General features: G+C 43.3%; 14 protein-coding genes and 1 other RNA gene. 14 read left to right on the top strand and 1 reads right to left on the bottom strand.

Translation table 11 applies throughout. The features are described from left to right. Positions 1–26: 26 nt before the first annotated feature. From tpiA to ACFVQB_RS31255, 13 genes are all read left to right on the top strand, one after another. Complete coding sequence (gene tpiA, locus ACFVQB_RS31315) at positions 27–779, top strand: triose-phosphate isomerase (protein WP_379448703.1); 753 nt, start codon at positions 27–29, stop codon at positions 777–779. Continuing rightward, positions 779–2,323, top strand: a complete 1,545-nt coding sequence (gene gpmI / locus ACFVQB_RS31310) for a 2,3-bisphosphoglycerate-independent phosphoglycerate mutase (protein ID WP_379448701.1) — start codon at positions 779–781, stop codon at positions 2,321–2,323. The genes tpiA and gpmI overlap by 1 nt, the downstream gene beginning before the upstream one ends. A gap of 240 nt (positions 2,324–2,563) precedes the next feature. Then, positions 2,564–3,850, top strand: a complete 1,287-nt coding sequence (gene eno, locus ACFVQB_RS31305) for a phosphopyruvate hydratase (RefSeq protein WP_076291983.1) — start codon at positions 2,564–2,566, stop codon at positions 3,848–3,850. Between the two features lie 217 nt (positions 3,851–4,067). After that, positions 4,068–4,301, top strand: a complete 234-nt coding sequence (secG, locus tag ACFVQB_RS31300) for a preprotein translocase subunit SecG (protein ID WP_024629498.1) — start codon at positions 4,068–4,070, stop codon at positions 4,299–4,301. A 452-nt stretch (positions 4,302–4,753) separates the two neighbouring features. Beyond that, on the top strand, positions 4,754–7,534 hold the full coding sequence (gene rnr, locus ACFVQB_RS31295) for a ribonuclease R (protein WP_379448699.1): 2,781 nt from the start codon (positions 4,754–4,756) through the stop codon (positions 7,532–7,534). 180 nt (positions 7,535–7,714) lie between these two features. Beyond that, the gene (smpB, locus tag ACFVQB_RS31290; RefSeq protein ID WP_024629496.1) at positions 7,715–8,197 is read left to right on the top strand and encodes an SsrA-binding protein SmpB; all 483 of its coding nucleotides are present in this window, start codon (positions 7,715–7,717) and stop codon (positions 8,195–8,197) included. 488 nt (positions 8,198–8,685) lie between these two features. Continuing rightward, positions 8,686–9,050: a transfer-messenger RNA gene (gene ssrA, locus ACFVQB_RS31285) on the top strand. Between the two features lie 89 nt (positions 9,051–9,139). Further along, a complete protein-coding gene (locus ACFVQB_RS31280; protein WP_099859441.1) occupies positions 9,140–9,337 on the top strand; it encodes a hypothetical protein in 198 nt (65 codons plus the stop codon). Then, positions 9,330–9,905 (top strand): ATPase, encoded by a 576-nt coding sequence (locus ACFVQB_RS31275; RefSeq protein WP_379448696.1) that lies wholly within the window; start codon positions 9,330–9,332, stop codon positions 9,903–9,905. The genes ACFVQB_RS31280 and ACFVQB_RS31275 overlap by 8 nt, the downstream gene beginning before the upstream one ends. 481 nt (positions 9,906–10,386) lie before the next feature. Then, positions 10,387–11,706, top strand: a complete 1,320-nt coding sequence (locus ACFVQB_RS31270; protein ID WP_379448694.1) for a hypothetical protein — start codon at positions 10,387–10,389, stop codon at positions 11,704–11,706. 36 nt (positions 11,707–11,742) lie between these two features. Continuing rightward, complete coding sequence (locus ACFVQB_RS31265; protein ID WP_379448692.1) at positions 11,743–12,387, top strand: hypothetical protein; 645 nt, start codon at positions 11,743–11,745, stop codon at positions 12,385–12,387. Further along, complete coding sequence (locus ACFVQB_RS31260) at positions 12,380–13,450, top strand: hypothetical protein (RefSeq protein ID WP_379448690.1); 1,071 nt, start codon at positions 12,380–12,382, stop codon at positions 13,448–13,450. The genes ACFVQB_RS31265 and ACFVQB_RS31260 overlap by 8 nt, the downstream gene beginning before the upstream one ends. Positions 13,451–13,650: 200 nt before the next feature. Beyond that, complete coding sequence (locus ACFVQB_RS31255; protein ID WP_379448688.1) at positions 13,651–14,271, top strand: polysaccharide deacetylase family protein; 621 nt, start codon at positions 13,651–13,653, stop codon at positions 14,269–14,271. 89 nt (positions 14,272–14,360) lie between these two features. On the opposite strand, the gene ACFVQB_RS31250 is transcribed toward ACFVQB_RS31255, so the two are convergent. After that, positions 14,361–15,083, bottom strand: a complete 723-nt coding sequence (locus tag ACFVQB_RS31250; RefSeq protein WP_379448686.1) for a hypothetical protein — start codon at positions 15,081–15,083, stop codon at positions 14,361–14,363. Positions 15,084–15,282: 199 nt separating this feature from the next. On the opposite strand from ACFVQB_RS31250, the gene ACFVQB_RS31245 reads away from it, so the two are divergent. Then, complete coding sequence (locus ACFVQB_RS31245) at positions 15,283–16,536, top strand: mechanosensitive ion channel family protein (RefSeq protein ID WP_379448679.1); 1,254 nt, start codon at positions 15,283–15,285, stop codon at positions 16,534–16,536. Positions 16,537–16,604: the final 68 nt, after the last annotated feature.

Raw genomic sequence — 16,604 nt, 5'->3', positions numbered from 1 at the left:
GCTATAGCATGAAGGAGTTGAAAACCATGAGAACACCGATTATCGCAGGTAACTGGAAAATGTTCAAAACGGTTTCCGAATCCAATGACTTCATTCAGGAAGTTAAAGGAAAAGCGGAAGTTGAAGGCGTAGAGACCGTTATTTGCGCACCGTTTACGAATCTGCCATCCCTGGTAGAAGCCGTTAAAGGCACAAATATCAAAATTGGTGCACAAAATCTTCATTTTGAAGACAACGGTGCATTCACAGGTGAAATCAGCGGCGTTATGCTGAAAGACCTGGGTGTAGATTATGTCATTATTGGTCACTCGGAGCGCCGTCAATATTTTGCGGAAACCGATGAGACTGTTAATAAAAAGACGCATGCAGCATTCCGTCATGGATTGACTCCAATCGTTTGTGTAGGCGAGAAGCTCGAAGAGCGTGAAGCTGATCAAACGAAAGACGTGTGCAAAGTGCAAACGGAAGCTGCTTTTGCAGGTCTGTCCGCAGATCAGGCAGCACAAGTGGTTATCGCTTACGAGCCAATCTGGGCGATTGGTACAGGCAAATCCTCCACTTCCCAAGACGCGAATGAAGTTATTGCTTACATTCGTACGCTGGTGAAGGATCTGTACGACCAGAAGGTAGCAGATGCAGTTCGTATTCAATACGGCGGCAGTGTTAAACCTGAGAACGTAACAGAATACCTCGGACAAAGCGACATCGACGGCGCGCTTGTTGGCGGTGCCAGCTTGCAGCCGGCTTCGTTCATCGCGCTTGTTGAGGGGGCGAAGTAATGACAGCTCCAAAACCTGTAGCACTGATCATCATGGACGGCTTTGGTCTTCGTAACACGGTGGAAGGCAACGCGGTAGCGCAAGCCAAGAAACCGAACTATGACCGTTTTATGAGCCAATTCCCACATACAACACTCACTGCTTGCGGTGAGGCTGTTGGTTTGCCAGAAGGGCAAATGGGGAACTCCGAGGTAGGTCACCTGAACATTGGTGCCGGCCGGATCGTATACCAGGATTTGACTCGAATCTCCAAATCGATTCGTGACGGTGAGTTCTATGACAATGAAACACTCGTCAAAGCCGTTCGTGAGGCGAAACAAAGCGGTAAAAAGCTTCATTTGTATGGTTTGTTGTCCGATGGCGGCGTACATAGTCACATCGACCACTTGTTCGCTATGCTGGATCTCGCCAAAAAAGAAGAAATGAATGACGTATACATTCATGCCTTCATGGATGGCCGTGATGTTATGCCGGATAGCGGTAAAGAGTTCATGCAGAAGCTGATTGCCAAAATCGAGGAAGTCGGTGTAGGACAAATCGCAACGGTTCAAGGTCGCTACTATGCGATGGACCGTGACAAACGTTGGGAACGTGTTGAGAAATCATATCGTGCCATCGTTTATGGTGATGGACCCAAATACACTGATCCACTTAAAGCGGTTGAAGAATCGTATGAAAAATCCGTATTTGACGAATTCGTTGAACCAACGGTTATCGTTAAAGCGGATGGCCAGCCGGTAGGTTTGGTGGAGAGCGGCGATTCCGTCATTTTCCTTAACTTCCGTCCTGACCGTGCAATCCAACTGTCGCAAGTATTCACGAACCAGGATTTCCGTGGTTTCGACCGTGGTCCGAAGTTCCCTGTGGGCTTGCATTTCGTGTGCCTGACCTTGTTCAGCGAGACCGTTGAGGGTTATGTGGCTTACTCGCCTAAAAACCTCGACAACACGCTGGGTGAAGTTCTGGTACAGAACAACAAGAAACAGTTGCGTATTGCAGAAACTGAGAAATACCCGCACGTAACCTTCTTCTTCAGCGGCGGCCGTGATGTTGAGCTTCCGGGCGAAACACGCGTGCTGATCAACTCACCTAAAGTAGCAACGTACGACTTGCAACCGGAGATGAGCGCGTATGAAGTAGCTGACGCATGTGTTCGCGAGATTGAAGCAGACAAACATGATGCCATCATTCTGAACTTCGCTAACCCTGATATGGTTGGACACTCCGGCATGCTGGAGCCGACTATTAAGGCAGTAGAAGTAACAGACGAATGCATGGGTCGCGTTGTGGATGCAGTTCTCGCTAAAGGCGGCGTTGTGCTGATTACTGCGGATCATGGTAACGCGGATATGGTGTTCGATGAGCAAGGACGTCCGTTCACGGCTCACACAACGAACCCGGTTCCATTCATCGTTACAGATGCTAATGTTACCCTGCGTGAAGGCGGAATCCTCGCGGATATCGCTCCAACGATTCTTGACTTGATGCAATTGCCTAAACCGGCTGAAATGACAGGTACATCTGTCATTGCTACCCGTAAATAATATAATTTTAATAGGTTATTGAATAAGGCCTAAGTTGAACCTTAACGAAGCGGGCAGAACCGATCTGTAGAAGCGAAGCGTTCGCCTTTATCACATGATTTCAACTTATAAAAATAAGTTCAAAGAAATCAGGGGATAACAGCGATCGGAAGACGGTACTGCATGCGGAGTGGCCTGGTGAAACTCAACTATTCTGAACGTATTAAAATAAAATTCCAAATTAAAAGGAGATTATCACTCATGACTATTATTTCTGACGTGTACGCTCGCGAAGTCCTCGACTCCCGCGGTAACCCTACAGTTGAAGTTGAAGTATACCTGGAGTCCGGCGCAATCGGACGCGCTATCGTTCCATCCGGTGCATCTACTGGTGCCCACGAAGCTGTTGAGCTTCGTGATGGCGACAAATCCCGTTACCTGGGTAAAGGTGTTCTGCAAGCTGTTAAAAACGTAAACGAAACAATCGCTCCAGAAGTAATCGGTATGGATGCATTGGATCAACTGGGTATCGACAAATTGATGATTACTTTGGATGGTACGCCAAACAAAGGTAAACTGGGTGCTAACGCAATCCTGGCTGTATCCATGGCTGTAGCTCGCGCAGCTGCTGACGCTCTGGACCTGCCATTGTACGTTTACCTGGGCGGATTCAACGCTAAAGCACTGCCAGTACCAATGATGAACATCATCAACGGTGGTGAGCATGCTGACAACAACATCGACGTTCAAGAGTTCATGGTTCTTCCAGTTGGAGCACCAAGCTTCAAAGAAGCTCTTCGCGTAGGCGCAGAAATCTTCCACAACCTGAAATCCGTACTGAGCTCCAAAGGCCTGAACACAGCTGTAGGTGACGAAGGCGGCTTCGCACCGAACCTTGGTTCGAACGAAGAAGCAATCACTACAATTATCGAAGCGATTGAAAAAGCAGGTTACAAACCAGGCGTTGACGTATTCCTGGGTATGGACGTAGCTTCCACCGAGTTCTACAAAGATGGTAAGTACACACTTGCTGGCGAAGGTAAATCTTACACTTCCGCTGAGTATGTTGACCTTCTGGCTTCATGGGTTGAGAAATACCCAATCATCACAATTGAAGACGGTATGTCCGAAGACGACTGGGATGGTTGGAAATTGCTCACAGAAAAATTGGGAGACAAAGTACAACTCGTTGGTGATGACCTGTTCGTAACGAACACAGAGCGCCTGGGTAGAGGTATCGAAGAAGGTATCGGTAACTCCATTTTGATTAAAGTTAACCAAATCGGTACATTGACTGAAACATTCGATGCAATCGAAATGGCTAAACGTGCAGGATACACAGCTGTAATCTCCCACCGTTCCGGTGAGTCCGAAGACAGCACAATCGCTGACATCGCTGTTGCAACAAATGCGGGTCAAATCAAAACGGGTGCTCCTTCCCGTACAGACCGTATCGCGAAGTACAACCAATTGCTCCGCATCGAGGATCAACTGGGTGAACTGGCTCAATACAATGGTCTTAAAGGTTTCTACAACCTCAAAAAATAAGTTGTCTTACGACAACTCACGGGCAAGCCGGGTAACCGGCTTGTCTTTTTTATTAAGTTGATTTTAATTGCTTAAGATTAAAAGGGTTGAAAATGTTGGCAGTATCTCAGTAATTGAGGAAATGCCACTACTTGTATCACGTTAATAGCTGTGTTACAATTAAAGTAACTGTTTTTATGGTGAGATGTTATGCCCACATGGGTAGGAGGTGGAAAGAATGGATATTGCTTTGAAATTGCTGCTCGTGGTGTTTTCGATCGGTCTAATCACTGTAGTATTGCTGCAGCACGGGAAAAGCGCTGGTTTGGCGGGTGCCATCTCCGGTGGTGCGGAACATCTTTTCGGTAAAACGAAAGCGCGCGGACTGGATCTTTTCCTGCAACGTGCAACGGTTGTACTGGGTGCAGGATTCTTCATTTTGTCTATCATCGTTACGGTTGTCTCCAAGTAAGAGCTGGAGTGCCTTATGTAACGCGATAGTTTCGAGCATGAACGCTTGAATGATTAACCTTCGTTTCGAGAAGAAACGGAGGTTTTTTAATAAATTCATCCATGACCAGTCTTTTCCAATGAACCACACGATTCCGATCTTCGATTTCTTCTCACTTCCGTTCGGTTACCTTCCTACATATTCGCCCTGTTCTGGGCCGTTTCTTTTCTGTCTATTCGAGAGCAAAACACATGTAGCATAAATGCTGTTATGATACATGAAAGCGCCGTTATGCAATGGGCCCGTGCATGCTTGGTTTATTTTGCAGGGTACGGATGCGCCGGATTGAATTCGTGTATACTAGGGTATGAGATAGTGAGGCCTGTGTTAAACGGGTTTTCTATTTGTAAGGTTTCTGATACATAGAGAGATGAGACAAGATTACACTTTTATGTTTCCCGAGGTGAATATTAATGATAACAGAACAACAATTGCTCGACTTCATGCGGGAAACCGCTTATAAACCGATGACTTATCAGGAACTGGAACAGCACTTCGAGATTGAAGACGCGGCTGATTTCAAAGCCTTTTTAATTATGCTTAATACGCTGGAGGAATCCGGCAAAGTCCTGCTGACCCGCAATAACCGCTACGGTATGCCAGAACGTATGGATTTGGTGCGCGGACGTTTGCAGGCTCATGCGAAGGGGTTTGCTTTCCTCATTCCTGAAGATCGGGAACACCCGGATGTGTACATCCACGCCAATGATATGAAAAGCGCGATGAACGGAGATACGGTGTTTGTTAAAGTGACTTCTCAAGGTCCTTCCGGTGGGCGTTTGGAGGGTGAGATTGTCCGTATTGTTACCCGTGCGGTCACGCAGGTGGTCGGTGTATTCCAAAGTCACGAGGTATATGGCTTCGTCATTCCGGACGACAAGCGGATTAACCGGGATATCTTCATCCCGCGTACGAATTTTCATGGGGCTGTTGATGGACAAAAGGTTGTTGCAAAAATCGTCAGCTATCCAGAGGGCCGGGCAGCAGCAGAAGGTGAAGTGATCGAGATCCTCGGTCATAAGGATGAACCGGGTATTGATATTTTGTCCGTGATCCGTAAACATCAACTGCCTGAAGCCTTCCCGGATGAAGTGGTGGAAGAAGCCGAAAAAGCACCGGATGCCATTACGGAAGAAGAAATTATCCAGCAGGGTCGACGTGATCTGCGTGGGTTGAATATCGTTACGATTGATGGCGAAGATGCGAAGGATCTCGATGACGCTGTCAATGTGGAGAAGCTGCCAAACGGTAACTATCGTCTGGGCGTTCATATTGCCGATGTTGGCTATTATGTGCAGGAGAACTCCAAGCTCGACCAGGAAGCGTACAACCGCGGATGCAGCGTATATCTGGTGGACCGTGTTATTCCGATGCTGCCGCAACGTTTGTCCAACGGGATCTGTAGTTTGAACCCACAGGTAGACCGCTTGACGTTATCTTGTGAGATGGAGTTCAACGACCAAATGAAGGTTGTGAAACATGACATTTTCACAAGTGTTATCAAGACCAAAGAGCGGATGACGTATTCCAACGTTCGTAAAATTCTTGAAGGTGAAGAGCCTGAATTGTTGGAGCGTTACAAGGATCTGGTGGATGATTTCCACTTAATGAAAGAGATTGCCTTGAAGCTTCGTGCGATGCGTATGCGCCGCGGTGCGGTTGACTTTGATTTTGAAGAATCCAAAATCATCGTGGATGCAGAATGCAAACCAGTGGATATCGTGAAACGGGAGCGTTCGATTGCGGAGCAAATCATTGAGGAATTCATGCTGGCAGCCAATGAAACGGTAGCAGAGCATTTCCACTGGTTGAAGGTTCCGTTTATCTATCGTGTGCATGAAGATCCAGATCAGGAAAAACTGCAAAATTTTCTCGCCTTTGCGGCGAATTTCGGACACCATGTCAAAGGACGTGGCAACGCGATTCATCCACGGGCGCTTCAATCCCTTCTTGAGGATATTAACGGAACGAAGGAACAGACGGTTATCAGTACAATGATGCTGCGTTCCATGAAACAGGCGAAGTATGATTCTGAGATGTCAGGTCACTTTGGTCTGGCGGCAGAGTTCTACAGTCACTTCACGTCTCCGATCCGTCGTTATCCCGATCTCGTCATTCACCGTGTTATTCGGGAAGTAATTGAGAACAAGGGGGCTTTGCCTGAGAACCGTCAGGAGTATTTGGCTGGACGTATGGCCGATATTGCGCAACAGTCTTCGGAACGTGAGCGTGTGGCGGTTGAAGCTGAGCGGGATACGGAGAAAATGAAGAAAGCTGAGTACATGCTCGATAAGGTCGGCGAAGAGTTCGAAGGCATGATCAGCAGTGTAACCAGCTTCGGTATGTTCATTGAACTGGAGAATACGGTAGAAGGTCTGATTCGCCTGAGTGCGCTCACGGACGACTATTACCATTTTGACGATCAACATATGGCTCTGATTGGCGAACGTACCTCCAAAGTCTTCCGCATTGGTGATGAGGTGAAGATTCGTGTGGCGCGTGTGAGCATGGAAGAGTACACGATTGACTTTGAAATGGTCGACATGAAACCTCGCGGCGAACGTCCTGGTGGCTTCGGTGGCGGCCGTGGCGGTAAAGGTGGACGTCCTGCTGGTGGCGGTGGGCGCGGTGGCGCGAAGAGTGGTTCCGGTGGATTCAGTGGATCGCGTGGTGGTAAAGGCGGTCCTGCTGGTGCTGGAGGCAACCGTGGTGGCAGATCAGCCGATGAGAGCAGCAAAGGTGGTCGTAGCGGTCGTAGTGGTGCTTCGAACACAGCAGGAAGCGCAGATGGCAAAGGTGGCGGTAAACCGAGAGGTGAGCGTCGTGCTGGAGATGCTGGCGGATCAGCCGGTCGGAGCAAGGGAGCGGTAAGCTTTGGTTTTGGCTCTGGCAAAGGCGGCTACAGCTCTAACGCTGGTAACCAGGATGGCGGTTCCACTGTTGTTGGCCAAGGAAGTGGCTTAAATGGCGGCAGTGGCCGCGGCGAAGGAAGCTTCAAGTCCGGTAAGGGCGGCGGCAAAGGTGGTAAAGGCAGTGGTGGACGCAAAAACACGTCACCTAGTGGTGTGTTTATCGGAGAAGCTGCTACCCCGGGTGGTGCTCAGGAAGGCGGAGCGCCACGCCGCAAGCGCAAAAAGAATAAAGGTGCATCTGCCAACGGAACGGCGGCATTTGTGCGGAAGAAGAAAAAGTAATCGCGTTTCGCAGAGTGTGAAACGAGTGTAATGAAAAGGGGCGGCGCAAACCGCCTCTTTCTTGATTTTAACAGCGGTCCTTGCTACAATTAAGTTCTGGCATGTGGTGCCCCTGGTGCAACATGGGTGCGCTGCTGTAGAGCATGGTATCGGCTTATTTTACGGAGAAGGAGTGAGGACATGGGCAAGAATGATGGACAGAGTAAAGTGCTTGCACAGAACAAAAAAGCTTCCCATGACTACTTCATTGAAGATACGTATGAAGCGGGCATGGTGCTTACCGGAACGGAGATTAAATCTCTTCGTAACGGCCGTGCGAATATTGGCGATGCTTTTGCCACGATTCGGAACGGTGAGATTCATATTCACAATATGCATATTAGTCCTTTTGAACAAGGAAACCGTCATAATCCAATTGATCCAACCCGTACACGCAAACTGCTGATGCATAAAGTACAGATTCACAAACTGCTTGGGCTGTCGAAGCAGGACGGATACAGCATTGTACCGCTGAAGATCTATATTCGTAACGGGTACGCGAAGCTTTTGCTTGGACTGGGTAAAGGTAAGAAGCAGTATGATAAACGGGAGTCTGCTGCAAAACGCGATGCACAACGTGATATTCAACGGGTACTGCGCGAGAAGCAGAAGGTTGCTCGTTGATTGGGATTTGCCTTAGTGTCGTAGGATGAACATTAAGTTAGAAGTAATTGAGAAGTAAGATATGAGATCTCAAGTTTTACCCGTCATAGGGTGAAGCTTGGGATTTTTTTAGTAAGTTCTTTTGATTGCGTGGTGGTCTGTCACAATATTTTTATCGCTGTTGCTTAGTTCAGTCAGACAGTGGGTAAAATAGATGTACGATTGTTCGTTACCCCAAGTTGGTAAACTTTACTTCGCTTAAGGGACGCGGTATAATATGTAGACGATTGAGACATCTGTAATATTGGTTAAACTTGCACAGTTGCTCAGCCTGCTGGAACGTCTTCCAGCAATCTGTACTATATCGGTGATTGGTCCTGTGTTATGATGTTCTTGTAGCAAGTAGGAATGCCGAGTTTGAAAGAAGCATCTTTTTACCTTAGAGGAAAAAGATGTGCAGCACCTTTGCTCCGTATTCACGGATTAATCCTGGAGCCCTTCTTATATGAGGGGGCGTTTATGGATTCGACGGGGATAGTTCGAGCATGGGTAGCGGGTAGTGGGGACGCGTCCACTTCATCAACGCTAAAGCCTATTAAACGGCAAACAACAAACAAACTACGCTTTCGCAGCCTAAGAAACTGTGTGCGTGCTTCTAACCTGCATCGCCCATGTGACAGGATTAGGGGCTAACAAGTAGTGGGATACGCTGTCACATCTCCGCCTGGGGTGTGCTGAAGAAGACAATCAGGCTGACCCAACGTATAGCCGGTTACAGGGCGATACTCGGGTGACATCAAAACTGTGACTACACCCGTAGAAGCTTATGTGTCGTTATCTTCGGACAGGGGTTCGACTCCCCTCGCCTCCATTAGAGTAAGCAAAAGCCACCACCCAGTGATCTGGATGGTGGCTTTTTATTTTATGATATAATAAACATAAATTTAGATTGGGGGACTCAAGATGTTTGAAAATCGTGAACAGCTCCAAGAAATTTTAAAAAAAGCTAATCAATACGCACGGAAACAAGCCAAAGAATCAGGTGCTTCTATTTATTATATAAAGAATAACAAACGCGTTCGTGAGGATGCCAAAGGCAATAAATTTGAAATCATATATGATGCTGCTGGGAAACGCCAGGAGTTTGAGTATCATGAGTGATACAAAACCAACTATGACGGTCTTTGCTGGGACGAATGGGGCTGGAAAGAGCACGCTCAGTATGCAAATGAGAGAGTGGCTTGGTGAGTTGGTTGATCCAGATCAGATTGCAAGAGAGTTGAAACCAGAAGATCCGCGTAGTGCTGACCTGTCTGCTGGAAGGGAAGCTGTGAAAAGAATCCGATCACTGATAAAAAGTGGCGAAAACTTTGCTATTGAAACGACATTATCTGGATCATTTGTTCTGAAACATATGCAGATTGCTAAAGAATACGGCTATGAGATTGTGGTGTACTATATAGGTCTTAAAGATGTTCAAATGCATATAGACCGCGTAGCATCTCGTGTGGAACAGGGTGGACACTGGATTGCAGAAGAAGATATTCGTTACCGATATGGTCAGTCACTACAGAATCTTAAACCAGCTCTAGCCATCGCAGATCAGGTGATCATCATTGATAATACATACGAGCCTTTAATTGTTGCGGAAATTGTGCAGGGTCATTTAATTTTCACTGTTGAATCAATACCTACGTGGTCTAATCCTGTTCTTATTGGATATTTATGACTCTATGACATCAAAATTGTGGCTACACCCGTAGAAGCTTATGTGTCGTTATCTTTGGACAGGGGTTCGACTCTCCTCGCCTCATATCAAAAAAACTCGCTGAAATAGCGGTTTTTTTGCTTTTTACAAGCCTAGCCAAGCTAAGTACAGTTCAATCGAGGTAAGAGCCAAGTCGTCTCGTAGCTGACAGACAACAGTGGAGAGATCCTAAGGTTGAAGCCCTGCGATAAATTAGCCCTGAGAGGGGAGCGAGAAAACAGAAGGCCGTAACATGAAGTGAATCCTGCCGCACCGTCAAAAAGTCCCAGCGTTAGTTCATATTTACTATAACGCACTCATCAAGTATAATTAATGAGAAATTGTTTGATACTTATAAATTTGTATTTTAAACAAATATATAATCAGTTTAGCTCTTTACGATTTCTAACAAGCCCAATAAACATTGTGTTTATGCAGTTTTAATCCATTGAGGAGTGAAGATATGGTTAATTTAACAGGAGTCTTACTACGAGTCTTTAATAGGATTCCTAAACAAGACGCTTTGGCAATTATTGAAGAAAAAACAGGCTGGGTTCCTGAGAAAAAATTAAAGAAGAAAGAAGACATAAAGGATAAATTTCTTGAGTTAGAAAGAATAATAAAAGAAGAGGAAATTGAAGATTTCGTACAGATGGCAGTTATGAGGAAAAGCATTGGCTTACCAGCATATACATACAAAGTGACTAATTTAACCTTTCTTGATGGGTTCTCTCAAGAAAAAATTATTGAAAATTTCACTGTTGATGAACATACGTTTAAAGATGTCTATATAATTTCTACAAAGACCGAACGCGTGGGGGATTTACTTGAATTTCACTTTCGACTAAAGGAATTTGAGAGTCAGTGGTTAACAGGTGTAAATAATTTAACAAGTTTATCTGCAGTTTTCACCGCAAACGTTACTTTAAATACATCTAATAGGGTATTGACAGTCTACACGGGTAACCACCAAGTTCAAGATGTGTTGATTGCATTTATGAGTAGTATCTTCAAAATGCCGATAATTTCATATAGTTTAAAAGATTTTCATAATCAAATCAATGAACTTGGTAGTGTGAGTTTTAAAACAGCATTATTGTTAGATTTTGTTTCTCACAGGCTAAAACAAAAAGGAATAGATGCTACTTTTAAAGAAATAAAATTTTATACAGGTTCAAAAAATAAGAAAGATGGAATTAAAGATGTAGCAATAGGAGGAAAAGCGTTACTCTCATCTCAACTTGCATGTGAGTATATTACTATTGGAAGTGATATTGTTTTCTTTTCTACGGATATGATTTATAACGGAGTTGAGTTTTCAACAAAGGTGTATCTTAAGGGTTCGAAGTTGGATATACTTAAAATAGTGATTTTAGATACGGATGATGAGGATATTAAGTCTGAAGTGGTTGAAATTATACAAAGTGAATATATTGATATGTGTAATAATGGAATAAAGGATATAGCTCAAACTAAAGTGCTCTTAAATACGATTGCAAATAAATATTTAAATAAAGATCAATTAATTATCCGTGTTATTGAAGAAAATACTTTGCGATCGATATCAATAGTTACTAATTTAATCTCATTTCTAAATGATCAAGATGTAGATTTAAATAATAGCATGCGTGAATTTATACAGTCTAACAGAACAGTTCTTGATTCAATTGGATATAATAACGCCGATTTGGATCTTAAATCATTAAATGCTTTTGTAGGCGATGAGAGTCCAAATGTATTAGATGAAGAAGATTATTCTGCCGAGGAAGAGGGAGAGGAATAAGGTCTTCACATTAATCACAAAGGGGGAGGTAATCCATTGTTAACTTGGACAACTGATAGTATTCTTTTTCATTTTGTAAGTGAAATTAAAATTCAAGATCTCAATGGATTAGCCACCTCTCCATTTGAAGATTTATCTATTTCAAAAAAAAATGATGATGTGATTGAATTAGTATATACATGGCTAGATCCGGTTCGAGTGAGAGAAAAGATCCTCTCTAGAGAACAAAGAAGCGTAAGTTGTTGGGTATTTAAATCTGAAAAATTCATATGTGCGTTTTCAAATTCTGAAAGCTCTATTGCTTATTTTATGAGTAAACTCTCTACTATTATCCCTACACAGTTTGAAAGAGTGTTTCCCTATGATTACTGGAAGAAATTTTACTATTCTAAAAATTTAAACTGGTTTGCAAAACTAACTAGTATACATATTGAAAAAAAACCAACTTCACATGATGCAACTGAAATAAAGAAGATTAGTATAAAAAATATAACTGAATTTGAGCTAGAAAGTCTCTTTGACAATAATTCTGTAACAAACTTAACTTTTCATATGGAAGGAAACTCAATATTTTATATCGATATAAATTCTGTTGTTTCCTTTCCGGATACGGCTATTGAAAACGATGTATTTTATACTCTATCTGCCTTAATAAAGGAGATGTCCCGAAAGTATGCGTAAATGGATGTCTTTTTTAATTATATTTATTCCTTTTTTTCTGCTTTTTTTAACTGATTTTAATGCATCTATATCGGAAAATCAGTCTGACTTATTGAAAGATCAAATTGAGCTTATCAGTTGGATATTTTCTGGTATAATGGCGCTGGTTTCCTTTTTTGCTCTCTTTATCGGATATATGTATGAAAATAAATTAATAGCATCCTCAAATGATTTGAAACTTTTGTATCGTCCTTACACATTGTCAATTTCAGATATTCGACAAAATCTTCTCAGTTATGAAAGCAATATTTCTGGAAATAAATTGATCAATTATATGTATTGGACTTATTTAATAGTCTCATCTTTTACTATTTATGTATGGGGCATAACTGTAGGCTTTTATACTCAATTTAGATTTGGAACTAAACTAGATTTTTCGTTGCCTTCTACGATAAATTTTGGTGTTTATTTATTTTACTTTTTGTTAAGTGGATTATTGATTATCTTAACCTTTATTTTGAATCAAGTGAAAAATCTAAAAGATCCTTTTAGAAAGGGCTATCTACCACTAGCTGAAGAGATCTGTGATCTCAAATATTTGGAGGAACAGCAAGATAGTGATGTGAGTGAGATAATTTTTAAAAATGCTCCTTCATTAACTTTTTACAAAAATCCACCAAGTGGGTCCCCTAGATATGAAGTGGTATTTTTTATGCCAATAAAAATGAAAAATTTCAAATTTGTAATAAAGCTCTATGATAAAGATAAGATAATTATTTTTAAATGTTTTGGTTTATTAAATAAACTAACGCATGTTGGTGATCAATTTTTTGTAAGGTTAGAAGACAATTTGCCTGAACAAATTTATCAAAGACTTAAACTTGACTCAACTGGAGAAATGAAAGTATATAATGAAACTAATGATGTAATATCACGGTTTTCATTAAAGGCATTAACTGAGGATGACAATTCCTTCGAAATTGTACCCAAAAATATCGTTTTCGAAAGAGAGACAATCGAAAGAGATGGCAACTTAGTAAGTGGCATGAATTGTGAAACTATAAGTTTTCAAAATGAAATATAACACTGGCATGCAAGTCTTTTGCTGATAAATGAGCAGAAGATTTTTTTATTCGTAAGCGTTTTAAACTGGACATTTTGTTTCTATCATGACCAGTCCGACCGGATCTAGCGAGCGGAATATCGTGGTTGACCGGACTAGACCGAAGGCTCTAGAGGTGAAGGGTTAATATACCAAGTGTAATGGAGGGGGAACGTTGTTTCATGGTCAACATATCGTTGGTAGAGCAGGAATCTGTTCGGGAAAAGGTTGTGGCGTTCACGTTTGATGATGGGCCTCATCCGGTATATACACGTCAAGTGCTTGAGATATTCCGCAGTGCGAGTGGGCGGGCGACGTTTTTCATGATTGGCAAAGAGATGGAGGCTCACCCGGAGATTGCGGCGGAGGTGCACCGTGAAGGGCATGAGATCGGAAACCATACGTACACGCATCCGGACCTGACAAAGCTGACGCTGAAGGAAGCCGGAGAGGAACTGCAACGTGCAGAAAGTCTTGTTCAAGAAATTACGGGGCAACCTACCCGCTGCTTCCGCCCGCCGTATTTTGCTGTAAACGATGACATTCTGTCTCTGGCGGCGGAGCGCGGATATCAAACGATTGGTGCGGTAAACGGTGATGCGAAGGATTGGGACAATCCCGGAGTTGAGCACATTCTGGAGCATACCCGGTCTGCGGTGAAACCCGGTAGCGTGTTAATATTCCATGACGGGTACGGGGATCGTTCCGAGACAGTGGAGGCGGTTCGAGTGCTGGTGGATGAACTTGTCGCGGAAGGGTACCGATTGGTCACGGTAAGTGAATTGTTGAGATTTTCTTCGTAATCGATAAACAGAGTATTGTAGATTGGGCCCATCATTCATTGGAATGATAGGGTCCTCTTTCTTGTCTAGTATCCACCAGCCCCAGAAGTTTAATTATTGAAAAGTGGTTCCGTACGAAGCAAATAGTTACCCCTTACCTCCGCCGTCCAATTGGCAAAGACCTCTCTCCATTGAACACTGTTAAAGAAATCGTCTACCGAATGGTTGTCGGAATCCCAGTCTACAAATATGTTAAGAGGTGTGATTCCTCCTGCCCAAATTCCATTACTGACGTCAGTTCCCTTCTCTCTCACTAATAAAATTGGAATGCCGAATTGAAAAGCCATAGCTGGCTCGATTTGAGAAAAGGTCGATCCTTCCCAGAACGGAGTGGTCGTTGGAGGGTCCCCTACATTGGATTCAAGAATTTGAACAAAAAATCGTTGGAAGTTGATCGCGAGCAAACCATAGCTTGAAAAAACCAGACGTCGTATATTCGTCAGAATATTCTCCGGGTATTGTTCACTAACGGGCAATGTGCGGGGAAAGAGCAATGCATCCTCAATTTCCGCAATGAGACGGTTTAAAAATTGTTCTTGCAGGTCATTTACCGTGTTGGTTGTACTCAAAAATATAGGAATACGAAAAGCGCGATCCACACAGGTATCGATAGCCGATGATGTGCCCTTTTCATTACGGATGGGCTTATTCGGATTTGAGGCGGAGGTTCTCAAATGGCCGCGGACGGGTGGAAGCTCGGTTACCATGCTTACGGGAGCGAGCTTTTTCATGGTAATTTGCTGAGTCTTCGCCTTATTTTTTGGATTACTCAATATTCACATCTCCAATGCAAGGATCTGGTTTTTATTTAGCCCCAGTCTATGCACATTAGCCCATTTATGTGACGTGATACTCATGAGAGGGGCGTACCCTTTACCCATCAACCGATAGCTGTATTATTTTGAAATTTTACTTCGTACTAGAATGTAATTTATAATAATAAGTTAATATAAACTGCGTCAGGAGGATACAATGGACTTTATCAAAAATCAACTAGACGGAACTGGCATGAGTGAACAAACCATTGGATATCTTTCGAATTTGATCATGGTGGTATTTATAGCTGTGGTCTCCATACTGGCCAATTTTATAGCCAAAAAAATCGTACTGAAGATTATTATCCAAATCATCAACAACAATCGGTACACGTGGGATAAAATCATTGTGGAGAAAAAAGTGTTCCACAACCTCTCGCATCTGGTACCGGCGATTATCATTTATTATTCGGCGTATGTCTTCCCGTCCTATCAATCTTTGATTGAAAAGGCAGCTCTAACGTATATGATCGTCATCACCATCACGGTATTAAATGCACTGCTTAATGCCTTTGATACCATATATCGTTCCTATGAAGTCTCCAAGATCAGACCGATTAAGGGATACATTCAGGTGGCCAAAATCATTCTTTTTATCATTGGAGGCATTATCGTCATCTCGAGCCTGATTGGTCAGAATCCGTTGATTATTCTCAGTGGACTTGGCGCTTTATCAGCCGTTCTGATGCTCGTCTTCAAGGATTCCATATTGGGACTGGTGGCAGGTGTGCAATTATCATCGAATGACATGGTGCGTGTTGGTGACTGGATTGAAATGCCCAAATATAATGCCGACGGCGACGTCATCGATATTACATTAAACACGGTAAAGGTTATGAATTTCGATAAAACGATCACGATGATTCCAAGCTACGCGCTCATCTCGGATTCATTCAAAAATTGGAGAGGTATGCAGGTATCCGGTGGCAGAAGGATTAAGCGAAGCGTCTATATCGATACAAGCAGCATAAGCTTCTGTACCAAGGAAATGATTGGGGAATTTCAGAAGATCCACTATCTTACGGACTATCTCGAGACAAAATTAAATGAAATTAACGAATACAACATGGAACACCACATTAATACGGAAAGCATTGTGAACGGTAGACAGCTTACGAATGTGGGTGTATTCAGGGAATACATCCATCAATATCTGAGGAATCATCCGAAAATTCATAAGGATATGACGTTGATCGTGAGACAGTTAGCGCCGGGGGATAACGGATTACCGCTTGAAATCTATGCATTCAGCAATGATATCACATGGGGTGTGTATGAATCAGTTCAAGCGGATATTTTTGATCACATCTTCGCCGTTGCGCCGACATTTGGCCTTCGTGCTTTCCAAAATCCAACAGGTCATGATATCGTGCAGCTAAAAGAAAGCCCCCAATATTCGAGAGGATATTGAGATATGTTAGTTACCTGATCCAATATGAATATGAACAGAGGAAGCACCGTAAAGGTGCTTTTTTTGTT

Origin of the sequence: Paenibacillus sp. NPDC057886 (assembly GCF_042796655.1) — a bacterium.
In the GTDB taxonomy this organism is placed as follows: domain Bacteria; phylum Bacillota; class Bacilli; order Paenibacillales; family Paenibacillaceae; genus Paenibacillus.
The sequence above is the reverse complement of the archived record's forward strand: the minus strand, read 5'-3'. Positions and strand labels throughout refer to the sequence as shown.

Coding starts and splice junctions, on each gene's coding strand:
- ACFVQB_RS31280 (WP_099859441.1), top strand. CDS start 9,140: ATGTTTGAAAATCGTGAACAGCTCCAAGAAATTTTAAAAAAAGCTAAT.
- ACFVQB_RS31260 (WP_379448690.1), top strand. CDS start 12,380: ATGCGTAAATGGATGTCTTTTTTAATTATATTTATTCCTTTTTTTCTG.
- smpB (WP_024629496.1), top strand. CDS start 7,715: ATGGGCAAGAATGATGGACAGAGTAAAGTGCTTGCACAGAACAAAAAA.
- ACFVQB_RS31275 (WP_379448696.1), top strand. CDS start 9,330: ATGAGTGATACAAAACCAACTATGACGGTCTTTGCTGGGACGAATGGG.
- secG (WP_024629498.1), top strand. CDS start 4,068: ATGGATATTGCTTTGAAATTGCTGCTCGTGGTGTTTTCGATCGGTCTA.
- ACFVQB_RS31255 (WP_379448688.1), top strand. CDS start 13,651: ATGGTCAACATATCGTTGGTAGAGCAGGAATCTGTTCGGGAAAAGGTT.
- rnr (WP_379448699.1), top strand. CDS start 4,754: ATGATAACAGAACAACAATTGCTCGACTTCATGCGGGAAACCGCTTAT.
- eno (WP_076291983.1), top strand. CDS start 2,564: ATGACTATTATTTCTGACGTGTACGCTCGCGAAGTCCTCGACTCCCGC.
- gpmI (WP_379448701.1), top strand. CDS start 779: ATGACAGCTCCAAAACCTGTAGCACTGATCATCATGGACGGCTTTGGT.
- tpiA (WP_379448703.1), top strand. CDS start 27: ATGAGAACACCGATTATCGCAGGTAACTGGAAAATGTTCAAAACGGTT.
- ACFVQB_RS31245 (WP_379448679.1), top strand. CDS start 15,283: ATGGACTTTATCAAAAATCAACTAGACGGAACTGGCATGAGTGAACAA.
- ACFVQB_RS31270 (WP_379448694.1), top strand. CDS start 10,387: ATGGTTAATTTAACAGGAGTCTTACTACGAGTCTTTAATAGGATTCCT.